This window comes from Plantactinospora sp. B24E8 (assembly GCF_039871735.1).
Classification (GTDB): domain Bacteria; phylum Actinomycetota; class Actinomycetes; order Mycobacteriales; family Micromonosporaceae; genus Plantactinospora.
Window position 1 is genome coordinate 1 of the sequence record NZ_JBDPMH010000026.1, and the last position, 24773, is coordinate 24773.

The 24773-nt window shown below is 73.3% G+C and carries 22 protein-coding genes; 15 read left to right on the forward strand and 7 right to left on the reverse strand.

The window, feature by feature from the left end; genetic code table 11:
* Positions 1–174: 174 nt before the first annotated feature.
* The gene (locus ABGB21_RS27210; RefSeq protein WP_347654623.1) at positions 175–1734 is read right to left on the reverse strand and encodes a glycoside hydrolase family 3 N-terminal domain-containing protein; all 1560 of its coding nucleotides are present in this window, start codon (positions 1732–1734) and stop codon (positions 175–177) included.
* A gap of 176 nt (positions 1735–1910) precedes the next feature.
* On the opposite strand from ABGB21_RS27210, the gene ABGB21_RS27215 reads away from it, so the two are divergent.
* Together ABGB21_RS27215 and ABGB21_RS27220 are read left to right on the forward strand one after the other, a co-directional pair.
* On the forward strand, positions 1911–3086 hold the full coding sequence (locus ABGB21_RS27215; protein WP_347680169.1) for an ROK family transcriptional regulator: 1176 nt from the start codon (positions 1911–1913) through the stop codon (positions 3084–3086).
* Between the two features lie 238 nt (positions 3087–3324).
* Positions 3325–4908, forward strand: coding sequence for an N-acetylmuramoyl-L-alanine amidase (locus ABGB21_RS27220; protein ID WP_347680171.1), 1584 nt, complete (start codon positions 3325–3327; stop codon positions 4906–4908).
* A gap of 69 nt (positions 4909–4977) precedes the next feature.
* Here ABGB21_RS27220 and ABGB21_RS27225 read toward each other — a convergent pair whose 3' ends face one another.
* Positions 4978–5973 (reverse strand): ABC transporter permease subunit, encoded by a 996-nt coding sequence (locus ABGB21_RS27225; protein ID WP_347680173.1) that lies wholly within the window; start codon positions 5971–5973, stop codon positions 4978–4980.
* On the reverse strand, positions 5970–7010 hold the full coding sequence (locus tag ABGB21_RS27230) for an ABC transporter ATP-binding protein (RefSeq protein ID WP_347680175.1): 1041 nt from the start codon (positions 7008–7010) through the stop codon (positions 5970–5972). The genes ABGB21_RS27225 and ABGB21_RS27230 overlap by 4 nt, the downstream gene beginning before the upstream one ends.
* A gap of 167 nt (positions 7011–7177) precedes the next feature.
* Between ABGB21_RS27230 and ABGB21_RS27235 the strand changes: the two genes are divergently transcribed.
* Entirely contained in the window at positions 7178–7966 is a 789-nt protein-coding gene (locus tag ABGB21_RS27235; RefSeq protein ID WP_347654703.1) for an ABC transporter ATP-binding protein, read from the forward strand.
* A gap of 9 nt (positions 7967–7975) precedes the next feature.
* On the opposite strand, the gene ABGB21_RS27240 is transcribed toward ABGB21_RS27235, so the two are convergent.
* The gene (locus ABGB21_RS27240; RefSeq protein WP_347654628.1) at positions 7976–8959 is read right to left on the reverse strand and encodes an LLM class flavin-dependent oxidoreductase; all 984 of its coding nucleotides are present in this window, start codon (positions 8957–8959) and stop codon (positions 7976–7978) included.
* Between the two features lie 112 nt (positions 8960–9071).
* Between ABGB21_RS27240 and ABGB21_RS27245 the strand changes: the two genes are divergently transcribed.
* Positions 9072–9959, forward strand: coding sequence for a ribokinase (locus tag ABGB21_RS27245; protein ID WP_347654704.1), 888 nt, complete (start codon positions 9072–9074; stop codon positions 9957–9959).
* A 38-nt stretch (positions 9960–9997) separates the two neighbouring features.
* Positions 9998–10408, forward strand: coding sequence for a YccF domain-containing protein (locus ABGB21_RS27250; protein WP_347654629.1), 411 nt, complete (start codon positions 9998–10000; stop codon positions 10406–10408).
* A 62-nt stretch (positions 10409–10470) separates the two neighbouring features.
* Here the strand turns inward: ABGB21_RS27250 and ABGB21_RS27255 are convergent, their stop codons facing one another.
* The 3 genes from ABGB21_RS27255 to ABGB21_RS27265 form a co-directional block, all read right to left on the reverse strand.
* A complete protein-coding gene (locus tag ABGB21_RS27255; RefSeq protein WP_347680261.1) occupies positions 10471–11712 on the reverse strand; it encodes an RNA polymerase sigma factor in 1242 nt (413 codons plus the stop codon).
* Positions 11713–11728: 16 nt separating this feature from the next.
* Positions 11729–12103: a YciI family protein gene (locus ABGB21_RS27260; protein WP_347680177.1), complete on the reverse strand. Its 375-nt coding sequence runs from the start codon at positions 12101–12103 to the stop codon at positions 11729–11731.
* Between the two features lie 114 nt (positions 12104–12217).
* Positions 12218–12727, reverse strand: coding sequence for a DUF664 domain-containing protein (locus tag ABGB21_RS27265; RefSeq protein ID WP_347680179.1), 510 nt, complete (start codon positions 12725–12727; stop codon positions 12218–12220).
* Positions 12728–12902: 175 nt separating this feature from the next.
* On the opposite strand from ABGB21_RS27265, the gene ABGB21_RS27270 reads away from it, so the two are divergent.
* From ABGB21_RS27270 to ABGB21_RS27315, 10 genes are read left to right on the forward strand one after another with little or no spacing between them, the layout of a single operon-like run.
* Positions 12903–14006 (forward strand): LacI family DNA-binding transcriptional regulator, encoded by a 1104-nt coding sequence (locus tag ABGB21_RS27270; RefSeq protein ID WP_347654633.1) that lies wholly within the window; start codon positions 12903–12905, stop codon positions 14004–14006.
* Positions 14006–14941, forward strand: coding sequence for a sugar ABC transporter permease (locus ABGB21_RS27275; protein WP_347680181.1), 936 nt, complete (start codon positions 14006–14008; stop codon positions 14939–14941). Before ABGB21_RS27270 ends, ABGB21_RS27275 begins: the two co-directional genes overlap by 1 nt.
* Positions 14941–15822: a carbohydrate ABC transporter permease gene (locus ABGB21_RS27280; protein ID WP_347680183.1), complete on the forward strand. Its 882-nt coding sequence runs from the start codon at positions 14941–14943 to the stop codon at positions 15820–15822. Before ABGB21_RS27275 ends, ABGB21_RS27280 begins: the two co-directional genes overlap by 1 nt.
* Positions 15823–15865: 43 nt before the next feature.
* A complete protein-coding gene (locus tag ABGB21_RS27285; RefSeq protein WP_347680185.1) occupies positions 15866–17158 on the forward strand; it encodes a sugar ABC transporter substrate-binding protein in 1293 nt (430 codons plus the stop codon).
* 2 nt (positions 17159–17160) lie between these two features.
* Entirely contained in the window at positions 17161–18294 is a 1134-nt protein-coding gene (locus ABGB21_RS27290) for an ADP-ribosylglycohydrolase family protein (protein ID WP_347680187.1), read from the forward strand.
* Entirely contained in the window at positions 18291–19748 is a 1458-nt protein-coding gene (locus tag ABGB21_RS27295) for an ADP-ribosylglycohydrolase family protein (protein WP_347654638.1), read from the forward strand. Before ABGB21_RS27290 ends, ABGB21_RS27295 begins: the two co-directional genes overlap by 4 nt.
* Complete coding sequence (locus ABGB21_RS27300) at positions 19745–20710, forward strand: ribokinase (RefSeq protein ID WP_347680189.1); 966 nt, start codon at positions 19745–19747, stop codon at positions 20708–20710. The genes ABGB21_RS27295 and ABGB21_RS27300 overlap by 4 nt, the downstream gene beginning before the upstream one ends.
* A complete protein-coding gene (locus ABGB21_RS27305) occupies positions 20707–22698 on the forward strand; it encodes an SUMF1/EgtB/PvdO family nonheme iron enzyme (RefSeq protein ID WP_347680191.1) in 1992 nt (663 codons plus the stop codon). Before ABGB21_RS27300 ends, ABGB21_RS27305 begins: the two co-directional genes overlap by 4 nt.
* A complete protein-coding gene (locus tag ABGB21_RS27310) occupies positions 22695–23939 on the forward strand; it encodes a CoA transferase (RefSeq protein WP_347654641.1) in 1245 nt (414 codons plus the stop codon). The genes ABGB21_RS27305 and ABGB21_RS27310 overlap by 4 nt, the downstream gene beginning before the upstream one ends.
* The gene (locus ABGB21_RS27315) at positions 23939–24757 is read left to right on the forward strand and encodes a CoA ester lyase (protein ID WP_347680193.1); all 819 of its coding nucleotides are present in this window, start codon (positions 23939–23941) and stop codon (positions 24755–24757) included. Before ABGB21_RS27310 ends, ABGB21_RS27315 begins: the two co-directional genes overlap by 1 nt.
* The last annotated feature ends 16 nt before the right edge of the window (positions 24758–24773 follow it).

Sequence of the window (24773 nt, forward strand, 5' to 3'; positions counted from 1 at the left end):
GACCTGGCGGGTCCACGGCCCGCGTCCTCTCCCAGGCCGAGGTCCGGCAGCGGAACGGTGGCGGACCCACGACGAGCCGACCGCATCCGTTAGGTAACGCTACGTAGCGCCACTGTCGCTTACAAGCCTGCGGGGGCACGGTGCGAACTGCCCGTTCGGTCGACTTGACCGGATTCAGCCGGCCAGGCCGAGTGCCTCCGCCGCGGCCCGGCCATTGGCGTGGCTCGCACCGTACGTGGTGACGAAGGCCCGTACCCCGGCCGGCCGCCAGTTCGACGGCCAACCCATCTCGACGACGGTGACCGGATGTGTGTCGGCCAGCGCCTCGACCAGCTCCGGACCGCCCGGCAGCAGGTGCAGACGTCGGCCGACCAGCACGATCGGCCGTTCCCCGGCCTGTGCGCGCAGGGCGTCGACGTCCGCTCCGGCGGCGACCAGCCGTACGTGCTCGGTGCCTTCCAGGTGTGGCCCGAGGCCCCACGGGACCCGGCCCTCGGCCAGGGTGGCGGCGGCGAAGAGCTGCACCACGAGCGGCTTGTCGAGCCCGGTCAGCGCACCCTCGACCCGGACGGCGCGACGCGCGGCGGCGTACCCGAGGGTGTCCGGGGCCGGCGCGGTGGCGGCCGGCGTCGCGGGGACCTGACCGGGCGGCTCGGTGGCCGAGACCCGGCTGGCGGCCTCGACCGGTGGGGCGGCCTCGACCGGCGGCGTGCTCCCGACCGGGCGGGCCGCGGCGGTACGGGCCCAGTCGGCGAGTGCGGCGGCCCGTTCGGCGGCCTGCTCGAGCCGGACCGTTGCGAGTCGGCCGTCGCGCAGTGCGGCCACGATCGCGGCGACGACCTCCTCGACCAGCGGAGCGTCGACCTTCGCGCCGATGCAGAGCAGGTCGGCGCCGGCGGCGAGTGCCTGTACGGCGGCCGGCCCGACGCCGCCGGCGGCGACGGCCGCGCCCTTCATCTCCAGCGCGTCGGTCAGGACCGCGCCGGTGAAGCCGTACTCGGTGCGGAGCAGGTCGACCAGGACGGCCCGGCTGAAGGTGGCCGGGCCGTCACCGGTGAGCGCGGGGACCCGGATGTGCGCGGTCATCACAGCCCTGGCGCCGGCGGCGACCACCGCCGCGAACGGCGGCAGGTCGCGGGACCGCAGCAGCTCCACCGGTACGTCCACGGTCGGCAGTTCCAGGTGGGAGTCGGCGACCGTGGCGCCGTGGCCGGGGAAGTGTTTGGCACAGGCGGCGACGCCGGCCGCCTGCAGGCCCGTGACCGCCGCCCCGGCGTGCGCGGCGACCCGGTCGGGATCGGCGCCGAACGCCCGGGTGCCGATGATCGGGTTGTCGTCGGCGGTGTTGACGTCCACGGTGGGGGCGAGGTTGAGGTTGACCCCGACGGCCCGCAGTTCGGTGCCGATCGCGTGGTAGATCCGTCCGGTCAGCGCGGGGTCGTCGACCACGCCGAGCGCGGCGTTGCCGGGGTAGGGGCTGCCGGTGCGGTGGGCCAGCCGGGTGACGTCGCCGCCCTCCTCGTCGATCGCCACCAGTACGTCGGCCCGGGCGTCGCGCAGTGCGGCGGTGGCGGTCGCGAGCTGGTCGGGGTGGTCGACGTTCCGGCCGAAGAGGGTGTGCCCGGCCAGCCCGTCGGCGACCAGGTCGAGGGCCCAGCCCGGTGGGGTGGTGCCGGGGAAGGCGGCGAGCAGGGTGCGTAGCGCCAGTCGACGGAGTCCTGGATCGACTACCACGATTCCCCCTTTGGTTCCTCTTCCGAGGCCGAGTGTCGCACCGGGCAGGGCCGTCCCGGGGTCGAGCGGCACCGGATCGGCTTACCGCCTGGGGACCGTCGGCCCATTACGCTACGTCTACTCCCACGAAGGTTAGCCTGTTGATAAAGAAAGTTTCTTAAGGTAAGAGGACCCGCATGGCCAGCACCCGGTTGCCCGGAACCCCCCGTCTGCTCCGCGCGCTCAACGACCGTGCGGCGCTGGAGCTGCTGCTCACCAGGGGGCCGCTCACCCGTGCCCAACTGGGTGAGATGACCGGGCTGTCCAAGGTCACCGCCTCCCAACTGGTCGAACGGCTGGAGGAACGCGGACTGGTCACCCGGGTCGGCGAGCAGGCCGGCGGGCGCGGACCGAACGCACAGCTCTACGCGGTGCGGCCGGGCAGCGCGCACGTGGTCGGCGTCGACGTCGGCCCGGACCGGGTGGTGGCCGCCTGCGCCGACATCACCGGCGAGGTACGCGGTCGGGTGGAACAGTCCACCCGGGACACCGACGACCCGGTCGGCGTCGTCCACAACGCCGTGATGCAGGCGGCGAAGGAGGCGCGGGCAGAGCTCGACACGGTACGTCGGGTGGTGCTCGGCACCCCCGGTCTGGTCGACCCGGGCACCGGCGACATCACCTTCGCGTTCAACCTGCCCCGCTGGCACCGTGGCCTGCTGGCCGCACTCCGCGAGGACCTGCACACCCCGGTGCACTTCGAGAACGACGTCAACCTGGCCGCGGTCGCCGAGGCGGAGTCCGGCGCGGCCCGGGGCGTCGACGACTTCGTCCTGGCCTGGCTCGGGGTCGGCATCGGTCTGGCCATCGTACTGAACGGGCGACTGCACCACGGCAGCACCGGCGCGGCCGGTGAGATCGGCTACCTGCCGGTGCCCGGCGTACCGATCCCGAGGGACGCCTCGCGCCGGGCGAAGCCGGCCTTCGGGCAGCTGGCCGGCTCGGACGCGGTCCGCGCGGTGGCTCGGGAGCACGGCTTCCGGGCCGGTTCGGGGGCGGACGCGCTGCGGGCCGCGATCGCGGCGGGCACCGCCGGGGGCCCGGTGCTCGACGAGGTGGCCCGCCGCCTCGCGCTCGGCGTGGCCAGCAGTTGTGTGGTGCTCGACCCGCCGCTGGTGGTGCTGGCCGGCGAGATCGGTCAGGCCGGCGGCACCGCCCTTGCCGAACGGGTGCAGCACGAGGTCGCCGCCATCACCCTGGTCACGCCCCGGGTGGTGCCGACCACGCTGACCGAGGAACCGGTGCTGCGTGGCGCGCTGCGGGTCGCGCTCGACGCCGTCCGGGACGAGGTGTTCGGCTCCACCGTCGGCTGAGGCCGCTGCCGGGGCGGCCCCCCTCCGCGAGGTGTCGGCGCAGTTCAACGCTGCCGTACCGGAGTCCTCGACCATCGGGCCGGTGTCGGCGACGGCTCCAGGTCGGCGTGGCATGTAGATAGTTTTCACCAATCGCCAACGTGCTGCAATCTCTCGACATAGAAGATTGTGACGCTATACCGTACGGCCAACCGGCGCCCCCACCCCCAGGGCGTCCGATCACTCGGGAGGAGTGACGGTGACCGTTCGGTACCCCCAGTCGCGCCTGAGCCAACTGCTCGGCGCCACCCTGCTCGTCTCCCTCGCCACCGGTCTGACCAGCCCGGCAGCCAACGCCGCCCCGGCGACCGACAGCCCCGCCGGCGCCACGACCGCCACCGTCGGCGGCCCGCTGGCCACCGCCTTCGACCGGGCCGCGGCCCGCTACGACGTACCCCGTGACCTGCTGGTGGCGGTCGGCTACGCCGAGACCCACCTCGACGGCCACGACGGCGCGCCCAGCGCGTCCAACGGGTACGGCGTGATGCACCTGGCCAGCAACCCGAAGCTCCGTACGCTCGACGAGGCGGCCGCGTTGACCGGCCTCGCACCGGTGACCCTGCGCACCGACCCGGCCGCCAACGTCACCGGCGCGGCCGCCGTGCTGCGGTCGTACGCCGACCGGGCCGGACTGACCGCCGCCCAGCGCGCCGACCCCGGCCACTGGTACACCACCGTCGTCCGGTACGGCGGCGCGAGCACCCCCGCCGTCGCCCGGCTCTACGCGGACACCGTCTACGACCTGCTCGGCACCGGCTTCCAGACGACCACCGGCGGCGGACCGGTCCGGGTCGCGCCCCGCCCGGTCGCCCCCGAACGCGGTGCCCTGGCCGCCGTCGCCCCGCTCGGCACCGGCGACGGTGTCGGCATCATGAGCACCGACTACGGCCCGGCCGCCTGGGCACCGGCGCACGCGGAGAACTACACCGTCTCCAGCCGGGAGTCGACCTACCCGATCAACTACGTGGTCATCCACGTGGCCCAGGGGTCGTACGCCGGCACCGTCAGCTGGTTCCAGAACCCCGCCGCCGGGGTCAGCGCGCACTACACGATCCGCTCCTCCGACGGCGCGGTCACCCAGTCGGTCCGGGAGAAGGACATCGCGTACCACGCCGGCAACTGGACGTACAACACCCAGTCGATCGGCATCGAACACGAGGGGTACGTCAACCAGCCCTCCTGGTTCACCGACGCCATGTACCGCTCCTCGGCCGCGCTGACCCGGCACCTCTGCGACCGGTACGGCATCCCGAAGGACCGTAGCCACATCATCGGGCACAACCAGGTGCCGGGCGCCACCCACACCGACCCGGGGCCGAACTGGAACTGGACCTACTACATGCAGCTGGTCACCGGCTCGACCCCGCCGCCCAGCTGGTCGGTGACCATCGACAACAGCACCGCGGGCGCCTTCACCGCGAGCGCCAACTGGGGCACCTCGGCGTACTCGGCGCAGCGGCACGGCACCGACTACCGGTTCGCCGACCCGGCCGAGGCGAGCGACCCGGCGTGGTACCGGGCGAACATCCCGACCACCGCGAGCTACCGGGTCGAGGCGTGGTACCCGGACGACCCGGGCTACAACAGCTCGGCGCCGTACGTCATCGTCACGCCGAGCGGTAACCAGACCGTCCACGTCGACCAGCGTTCCGGCGGCGGCGCGTGGCGCAACCTCGGCACCTTCACCCTGGCCGCCGGGGACGGCAACAAGGTGGGGGTGAGCCGCTGGACCGGCGGCGCCGGCCTGGTGATCGCGGACGCGATCCGGATCACCCGCGTCTGAGTCGGGGAAGGGCCTCTTCGTGCCGCACGGCGGCAGCCGGTGCTGCGGGAAGGGGCCCTTCCTGACATGTCAGGCGAGGTCGCGGCGGCGGAAGGTGGCGAACGCGGCGCCGACCACCACCAGCACCAGGCCCAGCAGCACGGCCAGCCCGACCGGCCAACCGATGGTGTACGACGTGTCGCAGACGGGCCGCTCCGGGGTCACGAAACAGTCCACGTTCGCGAAGAAGCGCAGCCCGCCCGAGATCCAGGCCCCCAGATAGCTGCTGAGCATCCACACGTCGGGTCGGGCCGCGTCGACGATCTCCAGCACGATCCGTAGCCCGCCCTCCCAGACCACGCCGTACGCCGCCGCCGCGCCGAGCGCCGCCGAGGTGTGCCGGCCCAGGGTGGCGATGGCGAAGCCGAGTGTGCTGGCGACCAGTACCAGCGTCAGACCCCGGGCGAGCAGGAGCAGCAGGTCGGCCCAGAACTGCGCGTCCGCGACGCCCGGCATTCCGCGTACCTCGCCGACGAGCCGGAACGAGGCGATGTAGAGCACCGTGCTGACCAGCGACAGCCCCAGGACCCCGGCGAGCAGTGCGCCGAGTTTGGTGCCGAGCACCAGCAGCCGTTGCGGTCGCCAGAGCAGCAGGTTGGTCATCCCGCCGGAGGTGAGGTCGGCACCGATGTACGAGGCGCCGACCAGGAAGCCGAACAGGCAGAGGAAGGCGATGAGGAAGTACGCCAGTTCCCTGATCTGCCGGTCGAAGACGAAAACCCCGGGCAGGTGGTCGGAGGCGTCGATCCGGGCCGGGTTCAGGTCCTCGCAGTCGCGGGCGTAGTGGTCCGCCGGTGACTGCCCGCTGGCCTCCAGTTGGCGACAGTCGTCGTACAGGCCGCCAATCTCCATGCGTCGCTCGTCGGCCTGCTGTTGAGCCATCTGGATCTCGCCGGCGTCCGGCTGGCGCGAGCCGGCCAGGGTCGCCAGGACGGTGACCGTGAACGCGGCGACGAGCAGCACGACCATCAGCTGGACGAAGCGGCGGGCGGCGAGGCGGCCGAACTCGGCCCGGACCAGGTTCACTGCCGTACCCCTTCCGAAACGTCGGCTTCCGCCGCCCGGTCGTCGTCGACGGTGGCCGCCACCGGGTCGTCCCCGGCGGCCGCCGGCAGCACCGACTCGTCGACCTGCCGCGGCACCCCCGGCTCGGGTCGGGTACCGGTCAACTCCAGGAAGACACTCTCCAGATCCGGGGTGAGCGGAGTCAGCTCGGAGACCCAGAGGTCCTGCTCGCCGAGGAGCTGGTTGAGCCGGGCCGGATCCTCCACCCCGCCGACCACCAGCTGGTCGAAAAGTGTGGCGACGGTCAGCCCGGCCGCGGTCAGGACCTCGGCGGCCCGGTCCTGGTCGGCCACCCGGACCCGGAACTCGCCGTGGTCGAAGCCGGCGAGCACCTCCGCGACCGGGCCGGCGGCCACCCGACGGCCCCGCGAGATGATCGTCACATGGTCGCAGATCTGCTCGATCTCGGCCAGGATGTGGCTGGAGACCAGCACGGTCACCCCGGCGGCGGCGAGGTCGCGCATCAGGTCACGCATCTCCCGGATGCCGGCCGGGTCGAGGCCGTTGGCCGGCTCGTCGAGGATCAGCAGCTCCGGCTCCTTGAGTAGCGCCGAGGCCACCGCCAGTCGCTGCCGCATGCCGAGCGAGTACGTCCTGACCCGGTCCTCGCCCCGGTCGCGGAGCCCGACCTGCTCGAGCACCTCGTCGACCCGGGTCGTCGGTACTCCGCCGGCGACGGCCAGCAGGTGCAGGGTGCGCCAACCGCTGAAGTTCCCGAAGAACTGGGGACTCTCCACAATGGCGCCGAACCGGGGGGCCACCGCCGGCAGCCGTTCCGGGGTCGGCTCGCCGAACAGGGCCATCCGGCCGCTGTCCGGCCGGACCAGACCGAGCAGGGTCCGCAACGTGGTGGTCTTGCCGGACCCGTTCGGCCCGAGGAATCCGTGCACCTGACCCGTCTCGACCAGCATGTCGAAGCCGTCGAGGGCGACGCGTCGACCGTGCCGCAGGCTGGTGAACGACTTGCGTAGCCCGGCGATCTCGATCACCGCTGACACCGCACACCTCCGTACGCCGTGACGTCGGACACGGCGCCCCACCCTACGGTCCGGACGGCGCCCGTGGGGGGCGGTGCGGTGCGTGGTTGGATGGCAGGGTGCGTGAAGAGCCCGTTTCCCTCTCCAACAGTGGCCAGACCGCCGACGCCGGTGCCGAGACGCCACCGCTGAGCCCGGACGTGGTCATCGACCTTCACCGGGTCGGGGTGCAACGCTCCGGCAACCCGCTGCTGAAGGACGTGACCTGGCGGGTGACGGCCGACGAGCGCTGGGTCGTGCTCGGCCCGAACGGCGCGGGCAAGACGACCCTGCTGAACCTGGCGGCCGGACGACTGCACCCGACGACCGGGGTGGTGCACGCGCTCGGTGAGCGGGTCGGTCGCACCGACCTGGCGGAACTGCGTACCCGGATCGGGGTGACCACGGCGGCGCTGGCCGAACGGATCCCGGCCGAGGAACGGGTCCGGGACGTGGTCCTGACCGCGGCCTGGTCGGTGGTGGGCCGCTGGCGTGAGCAGTACGACGCGATGGACGAGGCGCGCGCCGTCGCGCTGCTCGACCAGCTCGGCGTCGCCGGACTGGCCGAGCGGACGTACGGGACCCTCTCGGAGGGGGAGCGGAAGCGGACGCAGATCGCCCGCGCCCTGATGACCGACCCGGAGCTGCTGCTGCTCGACGAGCCGGCGGCCGGACTGGACCTCGGCGGCCGGGAGGACCTGGTCGCCCGGCTGGCCGAACTGGCCCACGACGAGGAGGCCCCGGCGATGGTGCTGGTCACCCACCACGTGGAGGAGATCCCGCCGGGCTTCACCCACGCGCTGCTGCTGCGCGAGGGCGGCGTCGTGGCGCAGGGTCCGGTCGCGGAGACGATCACCGGGGAGTACCTGTCGAAGACCTTCGGGCTGCCGCTCGTGGTCGACCGACCCGGGGACCGGTTCACCGCCCGGGCCGCCTGACCGCCCTCCTCACACCGTGGCGGCGCGGACCATCGGGACCAGCGACTCCGCCGCCAGGGTGATCTGGGCGACCGCCAGTGCGGCGTCCCGGGGCGGGATGAAGACCACCGCGTCGGCGCTGGCGTCGCGGAGCCGGGTCACCGCCGCCGCGCACTGCTCCGCGCTGCCGGCCGCGGCGAACCGTTCCAGCCAGTGCTCGGGCAGCGCCTCGGCGAGCGCGGCGACCCCGGGCGAGGCGGCCAGCAGCGCGGTGAACTCCGCCGCCAGTTCGGCGTCGGCCGGGGAGAGCGGCCCGCCGTCGACGAGCCGGGCGGCGATCTCCCGGCGGGCGCTGGCCCGGGCGTCGTCGAAGTCCAGGTGGGCGTAGACGGTGAGCCGGTGGTCGTCGGTCCGGCCGGCCTCCCGGCGCCCCTCGTCGATCAGACGGCGGGCCCAGCGTACGTAGTCGGGGCTGGCGCACTCGGCGAGGATGGTGCCGTCGGCCACCTGTCCGGAGAGCCGCAGCGAGCGGGCGTTGCGAACCCCGGTCGCGATCGGCGGTGGCTGGACGGGCGGGAACTCCAGGGCCACCTCGGCGAGCTGGGCGTGCCGCCCGGCCACGGTGACGGTCTCGCCGGCGAGCAGCGCGCGGACCGCCGACACGGTCTCGCCGAGCACCGCCAGCGGGGACGGGTGGTCGGCGCCGACCTGGCGTACCCAGTCCGGCATGCCGTGCCCGAAACCGGGCAGGATCCGGCCGGGGAAGAGCCGGGCGAGGTTGGCCAGCTCCATCGCGGCCAGCGCCGGGTTGCGGAACGCCGCTGGCAGGATGCCGATGCCGATCTTCAGCGTCTCGGTCGCCGCCGCGGCCACCGCGGCGGTGGAGACCGCGCCGCCGAAGAAGCAGTCCTCGACCACCCACAGCTCGTCGTAGCCCAGCCGTTCCACCAGCCGGGCGTACGCCGGTAGCTGCTCCGGCGGGGTGTCACAGCGGTACATGACTCCGATCGGCATCTGACCCATATCGTGCAGCCTGCCAGACGGCGCCGGCAGCGGCCCGCTCTAGACTCGATCTCTGCGCGAACGGGAGGTGTCGGTGGAACGGCAACGGCCACGGGTGGTGGTCATGGGCAGCGCGAACATGGACCTGGTGGTGATGACCGGGGTCCTGCCGAAGCCCGGGGAGACCGTCTTCGGCAGCGACTTCGTGATGGTCGCCGGCGGCAAGGGTGCCAACCAGGCGATCGCGGCCAGCCGGGCGGGCGGGGACGGGGCGCTGCTCGGGGCGATCGGCTCCGACTCGTTCGGGGTGACCCTGAAGGCCCGGATCGCCGCCGCCGGGGTCGACACCGAACGGGTCCGGGTGGTGTACGGCGCCTCGGGAGTCGCGGTCGTCACGGTCGACGCCGACGGGGAGAACACCATCGTGGTGACCCCGGCCGCCAACTCGGCCTTCGTCGGGCTCGGTGACGGCGAGCTGGCCGCGGTCCGGGAGGCGGACGTCCTGGTCGCGCAGTTGGAGATCCCGGTCGGCACGGTCACCGAGGCGGCCCGGGCCGCCCGGGAGGGCGGGACGAAGGTGCTGCTCAACGCGGCCCCGCCGCAGCCGGTCCCGACCGAGCTGCTGGACCTGGTGGACCTGCTGGTGGTCAACGAGGCGGAGGCGCGGGCGATCACCGGGCGGGGCCGGGAGGCGCCGGAGGCGCTGCTCGACGTCGTACCGCACGCGGTGTTGACCCTGGGCCGGCACGGTGCCTGGTACGGCGAGCGGGACGGCGTCCGGATGCACGTGCCGGCGGTCAAGGTCGATCTCGTCGACTCCACCGCCGCCGGGGACGCGTTCACCGGTGCCCTGGCGGTGGCCTGGGGCGAGGGGCGGGACCTGGTCGACGCGGTGCACTGGGCGGCGGCGGCCGGTGCCGCCTGCGCCCGCAAGCTCGGCGCCTCGGTGGCGCTGCCGCTCCGGTCGGAGATCGACGAACTCTACGTACCGCCGGCGCGGCCCGGGCAATAACCGATCGGCGGCTTGATCCGGATGTGCACCATGGGAGCATGGTGCGGTTCGTCCTCAATATCCTTTGGCTGATCTTCGGCAGCGGCATCGCGCTCGCGATCGGGTACGGCATCGCGGCGCTGATCTGCTTCGTCCTGGTGGTGACCATCCCGTTCGGAGTCGCCGCGATGCGGCTGGCGTACTACTCGCTCTGGCCGTTCGGCCGGACCCTGGTGGCGAAGCCCGGCGCCGGTCTCGGCTCGGGGCTGGCGAACGTGCTCTGGGTGGTGCTGGCCGGCTGGTGGCTCGCCCTGACCCACATCGTCGCCGGGGTGACGCTCTGCGTGACGATCATCGGGATCCCGTTCGGCATCGCCAACTTCAAGCTGGTTCCGGCCGCGTTCTGGCCGCTCGGCCGGGAGGTGGTGGAGGTCGACGACCTGCGTCGGCCGGGCGTGAGCGCCGGCTGAGCCGGCCGGGCGTGAGCGCCGCCCGACCCGGCCGGTCGGGGCCGCCCGGCCGCCGGCCAGGATCACCCATCGGCCGGCAGAGCCGCCCGGCTGCGCCGCAGGAAGTCCCGCTCGACGCTGTTGCCGGTCAGGTCGGCGGCGGTGTCGTACGCCCGCGCGGCCTCCCCGGTGCGACCGAGGCGGCGCAGCAGGTCGGCCCGGACGGCGTGGAACAGGTGGTGGCGGTCCAGGGCGAGCCCGTCGACCAGGGCGAGCGCCGGACCCGGCCCGTCGACCTCGGCGACCGCCACCGCGCGGTGCAGGGCCACCACCGGACTCGGCGCGACCGCCAGCAGGTGGTCGTAGAGCATCAGGATCTGCCGCCAGTCGGTGCCGGCCGCGGTCGGTGCGTCGGTGTGCACCGCCTGGATCGCCGCCTGCAACTGGTACGGCCCGGGCCGGTCCCGGCGTAGGCAGCGGCGGACGATCTCGTGCCCCTCGTCGATCAGGTGACGGTTCCAGCGGCGACGGTCCTGGTCGGCCAGCCGGACCAGGGTGCCGTCCGGGCCGGTACGGGCCGACCGGCGTGCCTCGACCAGCAGCATCAGCCCGAGCAGCCCGAGCACCTCCGGCTCGTCCGGCATCAGGTCGGCGAGCAGCCGGCCGAGCCGGATCGCCTCGGCGCCGAGATCCTCGCGGACCAGCCGGTCACCGGTACTGGCCGTGTACCCCTCGTTGAAGACGAGATAGACGACAGCCAGTACCGCCCGCAGCCGGTCCGGCAGGTCGGCTTCGGCCGGAATCCGGTACGGGATGCGGGCCGCCCGGATCTTGCCCTTGGCCCGGACCAGCCGTTGGGCCATGGTCGGCTCGGGTACCAGGAACGCGTGCGCGATCTGCGCGGTGCTGAGCCCGCCGAGCAGACGCAGTGTCAGGGCGACCTGGGCGGCCGGCGAGAGCGCCGGATGGCAGCAGGTGAAGATCAGGCGGAGCCGGTCGTCGCGCACGGGTCCCTCCTCGGCGGGCGGCGGATCGTCGACGTACGGCGGATCGTCGAGGTGCGACACGGACCCGACCGTCTCGCGGTGCAGTCGGTCGACCGCCCGGTGTCCGGCCGCCTCCCGACGGAGTCGGTCGACCGCGCGGTTCCGGGCGGTGGTGATGATCCAGCCGGCCGGACTCGGTGGCGGGCCCTGCTCCGGCCACTGCCGCAGGGCGGTGACAAACGCGTCCTGGACCGCGTCCTCGGCCAGGGTGATGTCGCCGAGGACGCGGACCAGGACGGCGACCGCGCGGCCGTACTCCGCGCGGAACACCTGCGCGATGCCGTCGCGGGAGGTGTCAGGCCGAGGCCGGGTCACAGCTGTCGGCCTCGTCGGCCAGCGGCCGTACCTCGATCGGCAGCAGGCCGATCGCCTCGGCGAGTTTGCGACCCCACACCAGCGCCGCGTCCAGGTCGGGCGCCCGGACGACGGTGAAGCCACCGAGATGCTCCTTGCCCTCGGTGTACGGGCCGTCGGTCATCAGCACGTCGCCGCTGTCGACCCGGAGCACCGTCGCGGTGCTCGCCGGATGGAGGCCGCCGCTGAACACCCACGCCCCGGCGGCCTTCATCTCCTGGTTCAGCGCGGCCAGCCGCTCCATGATCGGGTCCAGGATCTCCGGGCCGGGCGGGTCGCCGTCGCCCTGGTAGATGCTGAGCAGGTACTGCGGCATGCCAACTCCTTCGGTCACGGCCGCCGGCACCGCGCCGACGGCCTCTTACCCTCTGTACGAACGAGGGGACTGCGGATCGACACGTTCCGGCCGGAAAATCTCGTCGGATCCGGGTCACTCGCCGACCGGGCCGCCGGACAGCTCGGTCACCACGTCGAGGTGCCCCGCGTGGCGGGCGTACTCCTGCAGCAGGTGGAAGAGCACCCGTTCGAGCGGCGGCGGCTCCGCACCGTCCCAGCGCGGGCCGGGGGCGCCCCGGGTGTCGAGGTCGTTGCCGGTCACCACCGCCCGGGTGTGCGCGCCCTGGGTGCGCAGCGCGTCGAGCAGGTCGTCGCGGGTCTCGGCGGGTGCCACGTACCAGCGGTCGTCGCGGCGGTCGGCCCACGGGTCACCGACGTCGTGTCCCTGGAATCCCCATTCGATCCACCGAAGTTCCACGTGCCGCAGGTGTTTGACCAGTTCCAGCGGCGTCCAGCCGGACGGTAGCCGGCTGTGCCGCAGTTCGGCGTCCGGCAGTGCGGAGACCTTGGTCGCCACGGTCTCCCGGAAGTAGTCGAGGTAGCGCAGGAACACCTCGGCACGCCCGGGGGCCGGACTGGTGGGTTCGGGAAACGGGGGTGTCATCCGGCCAGTATCGGGGTCGCCGCTATGCCGCGCCCTGTCCGTGTCGTCCCGCCGAAGGGGCCAACGAAGCCGCTGAGCTGCGGAGAAACATTTTTGTAACAGGGTCTTGACGCCTTGCTGACGCGGGAGCAGACTCCCTGGAAACGTTTACAAGTCAGGGGTGGAGGTTCGGTGCATGGGTCGTAAACGTTTACAGCCCTCCGCCGACGGCCGGCCGACCGTACACACGGTGGCCGCCCGGGCCGGCGTCTCGATCGCCTCCGCCTCACGCGTGCTCAACGGCGTCGGCGGCAGCCCCGAGACCGTCCGCCGGGTCCGTGCCGCGGCGGCCGAGGTCGGCTACGTGCCGAACGCGATCGCCCGGTCGCTGCAGTCCCAGCGCACCGGTCTGGTCGCCCTCGCGGTCGCCGACATCGGCAACCCGGTCTACGTGGCGATGATGCGGGCCATCGAGGCGGTGGTCGCGGCCAGCGGCCGGCAACTGCTGGTACACGCCACCGGCGGCGACGTCGCCGGCGAGATCTCGCTGCTGCGGCGCCTGGCCCACCGGTACGTGGACGGCATGATCGTCTCGCCGATCCGGCTCACCGACCACCACCTGGAGGCGATGGTGGTCAGCCCGGTCCCGGTGGTCGTCGTCGGCCAGCTGCCCGACGACGCGCCGGTCGACAACGTCCGTACCGACTCCCGGGCCGGTGTCGGGCTCGCCGTCGACCACCTGCTCGCCACCGGCCGCCAGCGGATCGGCTTCCTGAACGGTCCACTCGACACCGTCCCGGGCGCGGCCCGGGACGCCGGCTTCCGTGCCGCGCTGGCCAACCACGGCATCACCGTCGACGAGAACCTGATCGAGGTCGGCGACTTCCAGTACGCCGCCGGCCGGGCCGCCGCCGCCCGACTGCTGGCCCGGGCCGAACCCGACGCGCTGCTCTGCGCCAACGACCTGATCGCGGTCGGCGCCCTGCACGCCCTGCTCAGCGAGGACCGGCGGGTGCCGCAGGACGTGGCACTGGTCGGCATGGACGACACCGAACTGGCCCAGATGGCGTTCCCGCAGCTCTCCAGCGTCTCGCTCGGCTCCGCCGACCGGGGGCGCCGGGCGGCCGAGCTGCTGCTGGAGCGGATCGCCGAACCCGACCTCCCGCCCCGGCGGGCGCACGTCGCGCCGAGCCTGGCGGTCCGCGCCTCCAGCCTTCCCCCGGGCGCGGCCCCCCGACCCGCCGCACCGAGCCAGCCCGCTGGAGCGGAACCCGTCACCACGCCGATGGAGGTGATCTGATGACCACGCTGACCGAGCGGCCGGAGGTCGACCGGACCGGCGGCCGGCGGCCGTCCCGACGTGGGCGCTCCGACCGTACGACGGTCTACCTGCTGCTGCTCCCGTCGCTGCTGCCGGTCCTCGTCCTCTCCGTCTTCCCGCTGCTGCGCGGCATCTACCTCGGGTTCACCGACGCCCGCGCCGGCCGGAACGTGGAGATCGGTTTCACCGGCCTGGCCAACTACCGGGAACTGCTGCACGACAGCCTGTTCTGGAGTTCGTTCCGGATCGGCCTGCTCTGGGCCTTCTCGGTGACCGTGCTGCAGTTCGTGCTCGCCCTCGGCCTGGCCCTGCTGCTCAACCAGCGGCTGCGGTTCCGTGGGGTGGCCCGGGTGCTGGCCGTCGTGCCGTGGGCGATGCCGCCGGTGGTGGTCGGCATCCTCTGGCGGCTGGTGTACCACCCCGACGCCGGGCTGCTCAACGAGTTCCTGCACCGGGTCGGCGCGGACGGACTGCGGACCACCTGGCTCGGCGACTTCAGCACCGCACTGCCCGCCGTGATCATCGTCGGGGTCTGGGCCGGCATGCCGCAGACCACCGTCGTACTCCTGGCGGGGTTGCAGGGGGTGCCGCGCGAGCTGCACGAGGCGGCCGAGGTCGACGGCGCCAACGCCTGGCAGCGGTTCCGCGGCGTCACGCTGCCGTCGCTGATGCCGGTGGTCGTCGCGATCACCTCGCTCGACTTCATCTGGAACTTCAACTCGTTCGGCCTGGTCTACGTGCTCACCGCCGGTGGACCGGGCGGCAAGACCATGCTGCCGATGCTCTTCGCGTACGAGGAGGCGTTCCGGTACGGCAACTACGGCTACGCCGCCGCCCTCGGCAACGTGATGGTGGTGATCGTCGTGGCGCTGCTCGCGGTGTACCTGCGTCGCCGGCTCAGGGAGGCGAACTGATGACAACCGACGCGACCCTGACCCGGGCGCAACCGGGGCGGAACCGGAAGCGCCGCAACCGGGTCGGCCGGGGCCTGCAGTACCTGGCGCTGGCCGGATACCTGGTCTTCCTGGCCTTCCCGCTGGTGTGGCTGGTCTCCACCTCGTTCAAGCCGCCCCGCGAACTGGTCAAGCTGCACCCGACGCTGATTCCGGACCACCCGACGCTGGCCAACTTCGTCCAGGCCTTCACCGAACAGGAACTCGGCCGGGCGGCGTGGAACAGCCTCCAGGTCTCGCTCGCCTCGGCGGTGATCACCGTGCTGATCGCGACGCCGGCGTCGTACGCCCTGGCGCGGTTCCGGACCCGGCTCGGCACCGTCGCCCTCGGCTGGGTGCTGCTCTCCCAGCTCTTCCCGTTCGTCCTGCTGATCATCCCGATCTTCCTGGTGCTGCGGCAGGTCGGGCTGGCCAACACCCACGCCGGACTGGTGCTGATCTACGTCGTCTGGGCGCTGCCGTTCGCGCTCTGGATGCTCCAGGGTTTCGTCCGCAACATCCCCCGGGAACTGGAGGAGGCCGCGTCGGTCGACGGCGCCACCCGGCTGCAGACCCTGCGTCGGGTGATCTTCCCGCTGCTGACCCCCGGCCTGGTCGCGACCGCGCTGTTCGCCTTCATCTCCGCCTGGAACGAGTTCTTCTTCGCCCTGGTCCTGATCAAGACCCCGGAACTGGCGACCCTGCCGGTCGCGCTGGCCCGGTTCGTCGGCATCGAGGGCACCGCCCGGCTCGGCCCGCTGGCCGCCGGCTCACTGCTCGCCACCCTGCCCAGCCTGGTCTTCTTCGCCTTCATGCAGCGCCGACTGGCCTCCGGGTCGCTCGCCGGCGCGGTGAAGGGCTGAGCAACCCGACCCACCCACACCCCACCACCAGGAGGTATCCCCCATGCTCCACAGACTCACCCGGCGGCGGGTCCTCGCCGTCGCACTCGCCGGGGCCGTCGGCCTCGGCACGCTCGCCGGCTGCGGCAGCGGCGGTGACGACGAGAGCTCCGGGCCGGTCAAGCTGCGGTTCCTCAGCCTGGCCTGGCAGAAGGAGTCGCTGCAGGCCAACAAGGACCTGGTCGCGAAGTGGAACGCCGAGCACCCGGACATCCAGGTCGAGTACGTCCAGGGCGACTGGAACTCCGTACACGACCAGTTGCTGACCTCGTTCGAGGGCGGTGACGCGCCGGACATCGTGCACTACGAGGCGGCCTCGATCGGCGAGTTCAGCAGGCAGGGCTACCTGGCCGACCTCTCCGGGCTGCTCTCCGACGACTTCAAGGGCCAGATCGACAAGGGGGTCTGGGACACCGCGACCTTCGACGGCAAGGTCACCGGCGTGCCGTTCCTGCTGGAGTCGCAGGTGGTCATCGCCAACAAGAAGCTGCTCGACGCTGCCGGGATCACGGTGCCGCCGGCCGAGAGCGGCTGGAGCTGGGACGAGTTCCAGACCAACGCCCAGAAGCTCACCAAGCCGGGCCAGTACGGTGTCGCCTGGGCGCTGAAGTCACCGACGAACCGGGTACTGAACCTCGCGCTGAACTTCGACGGCAAGTACTTCTACCCCGACGGCGGGAAGACCGAGGTCCGGATCGGCGCCCCGGAGACCGAGGTGCCGAAGCGGATCCACGACATGCTCTACACCGCGAAGTCCGCCGCGCCGGAGGCGCTCGGGATGAGCGGCGCCGACACCCTGCCGGGCTTCTTCGCCGGCAAGTACGCGATGATCCCCGGCTCGGTCTCGCTGCGCCAGCAGATGGTGGAGCAGGCGCCGAAGGACTTCGACTGGGTGACCCTGCCGCCGGTCAGGGGACTCTCCGCCAACCAGGCCGCCAACCCGCAGACGCTGTCGGTCTCCGCCGACTCGGCGCACCCGAAGGAGGCGGCCCAGTTCCTGGAGTTCTTCCTCAACCCGGCCAACATGGCCCAGCTGGCGAAGGGCGACTGGCTGGTGCCGACCGGGAAGCAGGCGAACGAGGAGCTGGTCAAGGCGACCGGCGGCAAGCAGGGCTGGGACGTCGCGGCGGCCAGCGCCGCCGACCTGACGGTGGCACCGTTCCAGATGGTCGACGGCTACCCGGAGTGGAAGACCAAGTACGCCACCCCGGCACTGCAGCAGTACTTCGCCAACAAGATCACGCTCGACCAGCTCGCCACGCAGCTGGTCGACGGTGGGAAGCAGGTCCTGAGGTAACCATGGAACTCTTGCTCGACAAGTCGGTCGGCTGCCTGGTCGGCGCCGCGGTGGGCGATGCCCTCGGCGGTGCCACGGAAACGGCGCTGCCCGAGCAGATCCGGGCCCGGTACGGCGGCTGGGTGGAGGGGATCGTGCCCCCGTTCCACGCCGACTGGGCCACCGCGCGACCGCTGGCGCCGTACCACAAGGGCGACGGGCACATCACCGACGACACGTTGATGACCCACGCGCTGGTCCGGGCGTACCTGCGCAAGCGGGACCACCTCGACGCGTACGACGTGGCGGAGCTGCTGGTACCCGACCTGATCGAGCGGGTGGTCTACATCCCGGACCTGGAGCGGGAGGGGGTGACCTTCCACCGGCTCGCCGCGGCGGAGCGGTGGCTGGTCACCCGCCTGCACCACGCGCACGTCGACCCGAGGGAGGGCGGCGTCGGCAACATCGTCAACTGTGGGGCCGCCATGTACATGGCCCCGGTCGGGGTGGTGAACGCCGGCGACCCGGCCGCCGCGTACGCCGAGGCGGTGGAGATCGCCGGCGCGCACCAGCACAGCTACGGGCGGGAGGCGGCGGCGGTCTTCGCCGCCGCGGTCGCCGCCGCGATGGCCCCGGGGGCGGGGGTCGACGACGTGCTGACCGCCGTACTCGACCTGGCCCGGGACGGCACCCGGGCGGCGATCGCCGCCGTGGTCAGGCAGGCCGAGGGGTACGCCGACTGGCGGGACGCGATCCCCCCGCTGCGGGCCGCGATGGCACCGTACGACACGGTGGGGGAGGAGTACCGCAGCCCGGGGCTCGGAGCGCGGCGGCCAAGCCGGCTGCACGCGATCGAGGAACTGCCGGTGGCCCTCGGCATGCTGGTGGTGGCCCGGGGCGACCTGCGGAAGGCGGTGCTCGGGGCGGTCAACTACGGCCGGGACGCGGACTCGACGGCCACCATGGCCGGGGCGATCGCCGGGGCGCTCGGCGGCGCGGCGGCGGTGCCGACCGAGTGGTCCGAGGTGGTCGCCGAGGCGTCCCGGACCGATCTGGTCGAGCCGGCCCGTCAGCTCGCCGGGGTGGCGAGGGAGATCTTCGCGCGGGACCGGGAGCGGTTCGACCGACGCGCCGAGCGTTTCGCCGGGCTGGCATGAACGGGACCAGGACCGGGACGGCGGCGGAGCTGGCCGGGACAGCGGCGCCGGGCCCGGCCGGGCTGTCGGCGGCCCCGGCCGCTGCCGCTTCGCTGCGGCTGACCTGGGTACAGCCGGAGGACCTGCTGCCGCACGAGCTGGCGGCCAGCGCCGACGAGGGCCGGGACGTCTCGGCGGTCGCCGCCCGCTGGGCGGCGGCCGGCGGGTCGACGGTGCCGCCGGTGAGCGGGGCGTCGGCGGTGGCGGCCGGTCCGGAGCTGCGGAGACTGGCGGCGGAACTGCTCGACGAGTGCGACGCCCTGCCGGACCCGGATCCGGCAACGGAGCCGCAGGCGCTCGCCGACATCCGGGCGACCTGGCCGGCGGAGTCCGGTCTGCCGACCGGGCCGCCGGACCCGGACCGGCTGCACGGCGGCTGGCTCGGCCGGGCGGTCGGCTGCCTGCTCGGCAAGCCGGTGGAGAAGATCCCCCGGCAGGGGATCCGGGAGATCCTCACCGCGACCGGGCGGTGGCCGCTGCGCGGCTACTTCACCGCCGCCGGGCTGCCGGCCGAGGTGGCGGCCCGCTGGCCGTGGAACCGGCGCAGCGCGGTGAACAGCCTCGCCGAGAACATCAACGGCATGCCGGAGGACGACGACCTCAACTTCGCCCTGCTGGCGCTGCGGATCCGGGAGACCCGGGGGCCGGAGTTCGGCAGCGTGGACGTGGCCCAGGCGTGGCTGGACTGGCTGCCCGGCGGTCGGGTCTTCACCGCCGAACGGGTGGCGTACCGGAACCTGCTGCTCGGGCTGACCCCGCCGGAGACGGCCCGGCGGCACAACCCGTTCCGGGAGTGGATCGGCGCGCAGATCCGTACCGACGTCTACGGCTGGGTCAACCCGGGCCGGCCGGACCGGGCGGCGGAGCTGGCGTACCGGGACGCGGTGGTCAGCCACGTCCGATCCGGGGTGTACGGGGCACTCTGGGTGGCGGCGATGACCTCCGCCGCCGTGGTCGCCGACGACGTGGCGACCGTGCTCGACGCGGGCGAGTCGGTGCTGCCGCCGCGCAGCCGGTTCGCGACCGCGGTCCGGGAGGCCCGGGCGCTCGGCGCGGCGGCGTCCGGCGACGACGACTGGGAGTCGGTGCTCGACGCGCTGTACGCCCGGCACGGGCACCTGCACTGGGTGCACGTCCGGAACAACGCGGCCCTGGTCGCCGCCGCGCTGGCGTACGGCCGGGGTGACCTGGTCCGGTCGATCTGCGCGGTGGTCAGCGGTGGCTGGGACACCGACTCGACCGGGGCCACGGTCGGCTCGATCACCGGTGCGCTGACCGGGGCCGCCGACCTGCCGGCCGAGTGGACCGGTCCGCTGCGCGGGCGGCTGCACAGCAGCATCGCCGGTTTCGACGGCATCGGTTTTGTCGACCTGGCCGACCGGACCCGTCGGCTGGTCAGCGAGGAGATTCTGTGATGGATGCCCGAGTTGTGGTGGTCGGCAGTACCAACCTGGACCTGGTGGTGACCGCGCCGACCCTGCCCCGTCCGGGGGAGACGGTGCTGGGCAACGGATTCAGCACCGTACCCGGGGGCAAGGGGGCGAACCAGGCGGTCGCCGCCGCCCGGGCCGGTGCCCGGTGTGCGTTTGTCGGGGCGGTCGGCCAGGACGGGTTCGCCGACCAGTTGCGGGCCAGCCTCGCGGACGCGGGAGTGGACGTACGGCGGCTGCGTAGTGTGCCCGGGCCGTCCGGGGTGGCGTTGATCGCGGTCGACGCCGGTGCCGAGAACCTGATCGTGGTGGCGCCCGGCGCCAACGGCGAACTGACCAGCCTCGCCGACCCGGACCAGGCGGTGGTGGAGGCGGCGGACGTACTCCTGGCCCAGCTCGAGGTGCCAGTCGAGGCGGTGGTCCAGGCGGCCGCCTGGGCGCGTACCGCCGGGGTCACCGTGATACTGAACGCGGCGCCGGCCCGGCGGCTGCCGGCGGAGCTGCTCGACGTGGTCGACCTGCTGGTGGTCAACCAGGTGGAGGCGGCGGTCATTGCCGGTGTCGACGACACCGGCGGTCCCGACGGCGGACTGGACGCTTTGCTGGACGCGCTGCTGGCGCTGGTGCCCCGGGCGGTGGTCACGCTCGGGGCCCGGGGCGTGCGGTACGCGGACCGGTTCGGGCTGCGGCTGTCGGTGCCGTCGCCGACGGTGGAGGCGGTCGACACCACGGCGGCCGGGGACGCGTTCACCGGTGCCCTGGCGGTGGCCTGGGCCGAACGTGGTGGCCCGGTCGACGCGGCGGCGGTGACGTCGGCCCTGAGCTGGGCCTGTGCCGCCGGAGCCGCCTGCGCCCGACGGCCGGGCGCCTCGACCGCGCTGCCCACCCGGGACGAGATCAACGAACTCTTCGCCCAGTCCTACCAACGCAGCGAGGAGGCGGCGTGACCTTCAACCCGTACGTGCCGAGGCCGATCGACCGGCCGACGGCGGTGCCGCTGGAGCCGGAGGCGGACCTGTCGGTGCTGGACGAGGCGAAGATTTTCGCCGCTCCGGACGACCCGGCGGACTGGCCGGCCTGGCGGGACCGGATCACCCGCTGGCGGGCCGAGGCGCGGCGTCGGCTGGCCTACGACGGCGGGCACTACGACACCGTCGCCGGGGACAACTTCAGTGTCGGCCTGGTCTGGCTCTGGGACGAGACGCTCTACGACCACCAGCGGGGGATCTTCACCGTCGACGCTTTCCTGGCGGCGGCGGAACGGGACTTCGGCGGCTTCGACGGGGTGGTGCTCTGGCACGCGTACCCGGTGATCGGGCTCGACGAGCGGAACCAGTTCGACTACTACCGTCAGGTGCCGGAGCTGCCCGAGGTGGTCCGGACCTTCCAGGCGCGCGGGGTACGGGTCTTCGTCGACTACAACCCGTGGGACGTCGGGACCCGCCGCGAACCGGGCCCGGACGCCGAGGAGGTGGCCGCGCTCGCCGGCTGGCTCGGAGTGGACGGGATCTTCCTGGACACCCTCAAGGAGGGTGCCGGTGAGCTGCGGAAAACCCTCGACTCGGTCCGTCCGGGCCTGGTCCTGGAGGGTGAGTCGCGGGTGCCGTTGGCCCGGATCGCCGACCACGCGATGTCCTGGGCGCAGTGGTTCGCCGACTCGTCCGTGCCCGGGGTGCTCCGGGCCAAGTGGTTCGAGCGCCGGCACATGCTGCACCACACCCGCCGCTGGCACCGCAGCCACCTGGACGAGCTGCACTCGGCCTGGTTGAACGGGGTCGGGGTGCTGGTCTGGGAGAGCGTCTTCGGAGTCTGGGTCGGCTGGAACGACCGGGACCGGGCGATGCTGCGGGCGATGCGCCGGGTGCAGGGCAGCCACGCCGCGTGGTTGCGGTCCGAGGACTGGACACCGCTCGCCGACCACGCCGGCAACGGGGTGTACGCCTCCCGGTGGGTGCACGACGGCACCGCGCTGTGGACGGTCGTGAACCGGAGTGACCAGGCCCAGGAGACCTGGCTGGAGAAGACGGCGACCCGGCCCGGCCACCGGCTTCACGACCTGGTCACCGGCACCCCGCTGACCGAGGAAGGGCTCCCCGACGGCCGGTACGCCGTCCGGGGCTTCCCGCTGCCGCCGGGCGGGATCGCCGCGGTGGCCGAGATCCTGGACGGGCAGCCGGTGCCGCGTCACGAGCCGCCGGCCGGGGCGCCGGACTTCCCAGCCCGGGCAGCGGTCCGGATCCCCGCGCCGGCGCCCGGGGCAGGCCGACCTCGCCGGGGCGACGTACCGGCCGGACTGGTGGCGGTCGACGGCGGGCGACGGGAGCTGCTGGTCCGGTACCGGCTCCGGGAGACCGGCCTGTACGGCGAGGCGCCGTACGTCGACGAGTGGAAGCCGCTGCCGCCGAGGCTGCACCAGCCGGTGACCCTGCACCGAACCGTCCATCTTGGACGGTTCGGGATCGCCGGGCGGGAGGTGACCAACGCCGAGTACGCCGATTTCGTCCGGGCCACCGGCTACCGGCCGGTCCGCCCCGAACGCTGGCCGTGGGCCGACGGCGGCGCCGGTTGGGGTGCCCCCGACGCGCCGGCCACCCACGTCGAGCTGGCGGACGCCCGGGCGTACGCGGCCTGGGCCGGGCTGCGGCTGCCGACCGAGGACGAGTGGCAGGTCGCCGCCGAGGCGGGACTGCTGCACCGGGCCGAACCGCTGGTGTGGAACCTGACCGAGAGCGAGCACACCGACGGGCGTACCCGGTTCGTGATCCTCAAGGGCGGTGCGGCGTACCGGGCCGAGGGTTCGGACTGGTACTTCGACGGCGGTCCGCAACCACCGGAGATGTCGATCAAGCTGTTGTCGCTCGGTGCCGGCCTCACCCGGTCGCCGTCGATCGGTTTCCGCTGCGCCGTCGACCTGTCGGACGGAGGCGCGGCATGACCGCCGGGTTCTCCGCGTCCGACGGTGACCGGCCCGCCGCGCTGGCCGGGCAGGCACCCGCCGCACTGGCCGGGGTGAAGGTGGTCGAACTGGCCACCCTCTTCGCCGGCCCGCTCGCCACCGCCTTCCTCGGCGACTTCGGCGCCGAGGTGGTCAAGGTCGAGCATCCGGCGAAGCCGGACCCGTCCCGGGGACACGGGCCGGCGAAGGACGGGATCGGACTCTGGTGGAAGGTGCTCGGCCGCAACAAGCGGACGGTCACCGCGAACCTCTCCGCCCCGGCCGGCGCCGAGGTGCTGCGCCGGCTGGTCGCCGACGCCGACGTCCTGGTGGAGAACTTCCGCCCCGGGACCCTGGAACGGTGGGGGATCGGGCCGGCCGAGCTGCACGCGGTCAACCCCCGGCTGGTGATCGCCCGGATCAGCGGCTTCGGCCAGGTCGGCCCGTACGCCCGGCGGCCCGGGTTCGGCACCCTCGCCGAGGCGATGAGCGGCTTCGCCGCCGCCACCGGTGAACCCGACGGCCCGCCGACCCTGCCGCCGTTCGGGCTCGCCGACTCGGTGACCGCACTCGCCACCGCGTACGCGGTGATGCTGGCGCTGCGGTCCCGGGACGTCACCGGGGCCGGGCAGGTTGTCGACCTGGCGATCATCGAGCCGATCATGACCATGCTCGGGCCGCAGATCACCTGGTACGACCAGCTCGGCTACCTGCAGCCCCGGCTCGGAAACCGGTCGAACAACAACGCGCCCCGGAACACGTACCGGTGTGCCGACGGGCGCTGGGTGGCGGTCTCGACCAGCGCGCAGAGCATCGCCGAACGGGTGATGCGGCTGGTCGGTCGGCCGGACCTGGTCGACGAGCCGTGGTTCGGCACCGGCAGCGGCCGGGCCGCGCACGCCGACGAGCTCGACGCCGCCGTCGGGTCCTGGGTCGCGGCCCGGGACCGCGACGAGGTGGTGGCCGCGTTCGAGCAGGCCGAGGCGGCGGTGGCGCCGATCTACGACGTCCGGGACATCCTGGCCGACCCGCAGTACGCCGCACTCGGCACGGTGGTCTCGGTGCCGGACCCGGACCTCGGCCCGGTCCGGATGCAGAACGTGCCGTTCCGGATGTCGGCGACCCCGGGCGGGATCCGGCACACCGGCCGGCGGCACGGGCAGGACACCGACGAGCTGCTGGCCGGGCTCGGCTTCACCGCCGAGGAGATCACCGCACTCCGCGCGGAGGGGGCGATCTGATGACGCTGACCATGCTCTACGTGCCCGGCGACCGGCCGGACCGGTTCGGCAAGGCGGTCGACTCCGGCGCCGACGCGGTCATCCTCGACCTGGAGGACGCGGTGGTGGCGGCCCGCAAGGCGTACGCCCGGGACGCGGTCGCCGAGTTCGTCGGCTCGGTGCACGCGGTACCGGTGCACGTCCGGGTCAACGAGCTGACCGGCCCGGACGTCGACGCCGACCTCGACGCGGTCGCCGGGGCACCGGGGCTGGCCGGGCTGCGGCTGCCGAAGGTGGAGTCGGCCGAGGCGGTCCGCCGGGTCGCCGCGCGGCTGCCGGCACCGCTGTATCCGCTGGTCGAGTCGGCGGTCGGCGTCGAGCGGGCGTACGAGATCGCGGCCGCGGACCCGGCGGTGGCCGCGCTCGGGCTCGGCGAGGCCGACCTGCGCTCCGATCTCGGGGTGACCGTCGAGGAGGGCCTGACCTGGGTACGTGGCCGGATCGTGGTCGCGGCCCGGGCGGCCGGACTGCCGCCGCCGATGCTGCCGGTGTATGCCAACGTCACCGACCTGACCGGGCTCGCCGCGTCGTGCGCGTACGGGCGGCGGCTCGGTTTTCTCGGTCGGACCGCCATCCATCCCCGGCAGTTGCCGGTGATCGTCGAGGCGTTCCGGCCGGCCGAGGCGGAGGTGTCCCGGGCCCGGGAGCTGCTGGACGCGGTCGCCGAGGCGCAGACCCGGGACTCCGGGACGGTGGTGCTGCCGGACGGCCGGTTCGCCGACCGGGCGATGGTCGCCGCCGCCCGCCGCACCGTCGACCTGGCCGCCCGGTACGGGTAGCCCCGGGACCGGTCCG

What these genes read in the sequence shown, in the direction of transcription:
- ABGB21_RS27275 (WP_347680181.1), top strand. Translation starts at nt 14,006, where the DNA reads ATGACCACGCTGACCGAGCGGCCGGAGGTCGACCGGACCGGCGGCCGG.
- ABGB21_RS27295 (WP_347654638.1), top strand. Translation starts at nt 18,291, where the DNA reads ATGAACGGGACCAGGACCGGGACGGCGGCGGAGCTGGCCGGGACAGCG.
- ABGB21_RS27270 (WP_347654633.1), top strand. Translation starts at nt 12,903, where the DNA reads ATGGGTCGTAAACGTTTACAGCCCTCCGCCGACGGCCGGCCGACCGTA.
- ABGB21_RS27285 (WP_347680185.1), top strand. Translation starts at nt 15,866, where the DNA reads ATGCTCCACAGACTCACCCGGCGGCGGGTCCTCGCCGTCGCACTCGCC.
- ABGB21_RS27265 (WP_347680179.1), bottom strand. Translation starts at nt 12,727, where the DNA reads ATGACACCCCCGTTTCCCGAACCCACCAGTCCGGCCCCCGGGCGTGCC.
- ABGB21_RS27245 (WP_347654704.1), top strand. Translation starts at nt 9,072, where the DNA reads ATGGGCAGCGCGAACATGGACCTGGTGGTGATGACCGGGGTCCTGCCG.
- ABGB21_RS27315 (WP_347680193.1), top strand. Translation starts at nt 23,939, where the DNA reads ATGACGCTGACCATGCTCTACGTGCCCGGCGACCGGCCGGACCGGTTC.
- ABGB21_RS27215 (WP_347680169.1), top strand. Translation starts at nt 1,911, where the DNA reads ATGGCCAGCACCCGGTTGCCCGGAACCCCCCGTCTGCTCCGCGCGCTC.
- ABGB21_RS27250 (WP_347654629.1), top strand. Translation starts at nt 9,998, where the DNA reads ATGGTGCGGTTCGTCCTCAATATCCTTTGGCTGATCTTCGGCAGCGGC.
- ABGB21_RS27280 (WP_347680183.1), top strand. Translation starts at nt 14,941, where the DNA reads ATGACAACCGACGCGACCCTGACCCGGGCGCAACCGGGGCGGAACCGG.
- ABGB21_RS27310 (WP_347654641.1), top strand. Translation starts at nt 22,695, where the DNA reads ATGACCGCCGGGTTCTCCGCGTCCGACGGTGACCGGCCCGCCGCGCTG.
- ABGB21_RS27260 (WP_347680177.1), bottom strand. Translation starts at nt 12,103, where the DNA reads ATGCCGCAGTACCTGCTCAGCATCTACCAGGGCGACGGCGACCCGCCC.
- ABGB21_RS27290 (WP_347680187.1), top strand. Translation starts at nt 17,161, where the DNA reads ATGGAACTCTTGCTCGACAAGTCGGTCGGCTGCCTGGTCGGCGCCGCG.
- ABGB21_RS27240 (WP_347654628.1), bottom strand. Translation starts at nt 8,959, where the DNA reads ATGCCGATCGGAGTCATGTACCGCTGTGACACCCCGCCGGAGCAGCTA.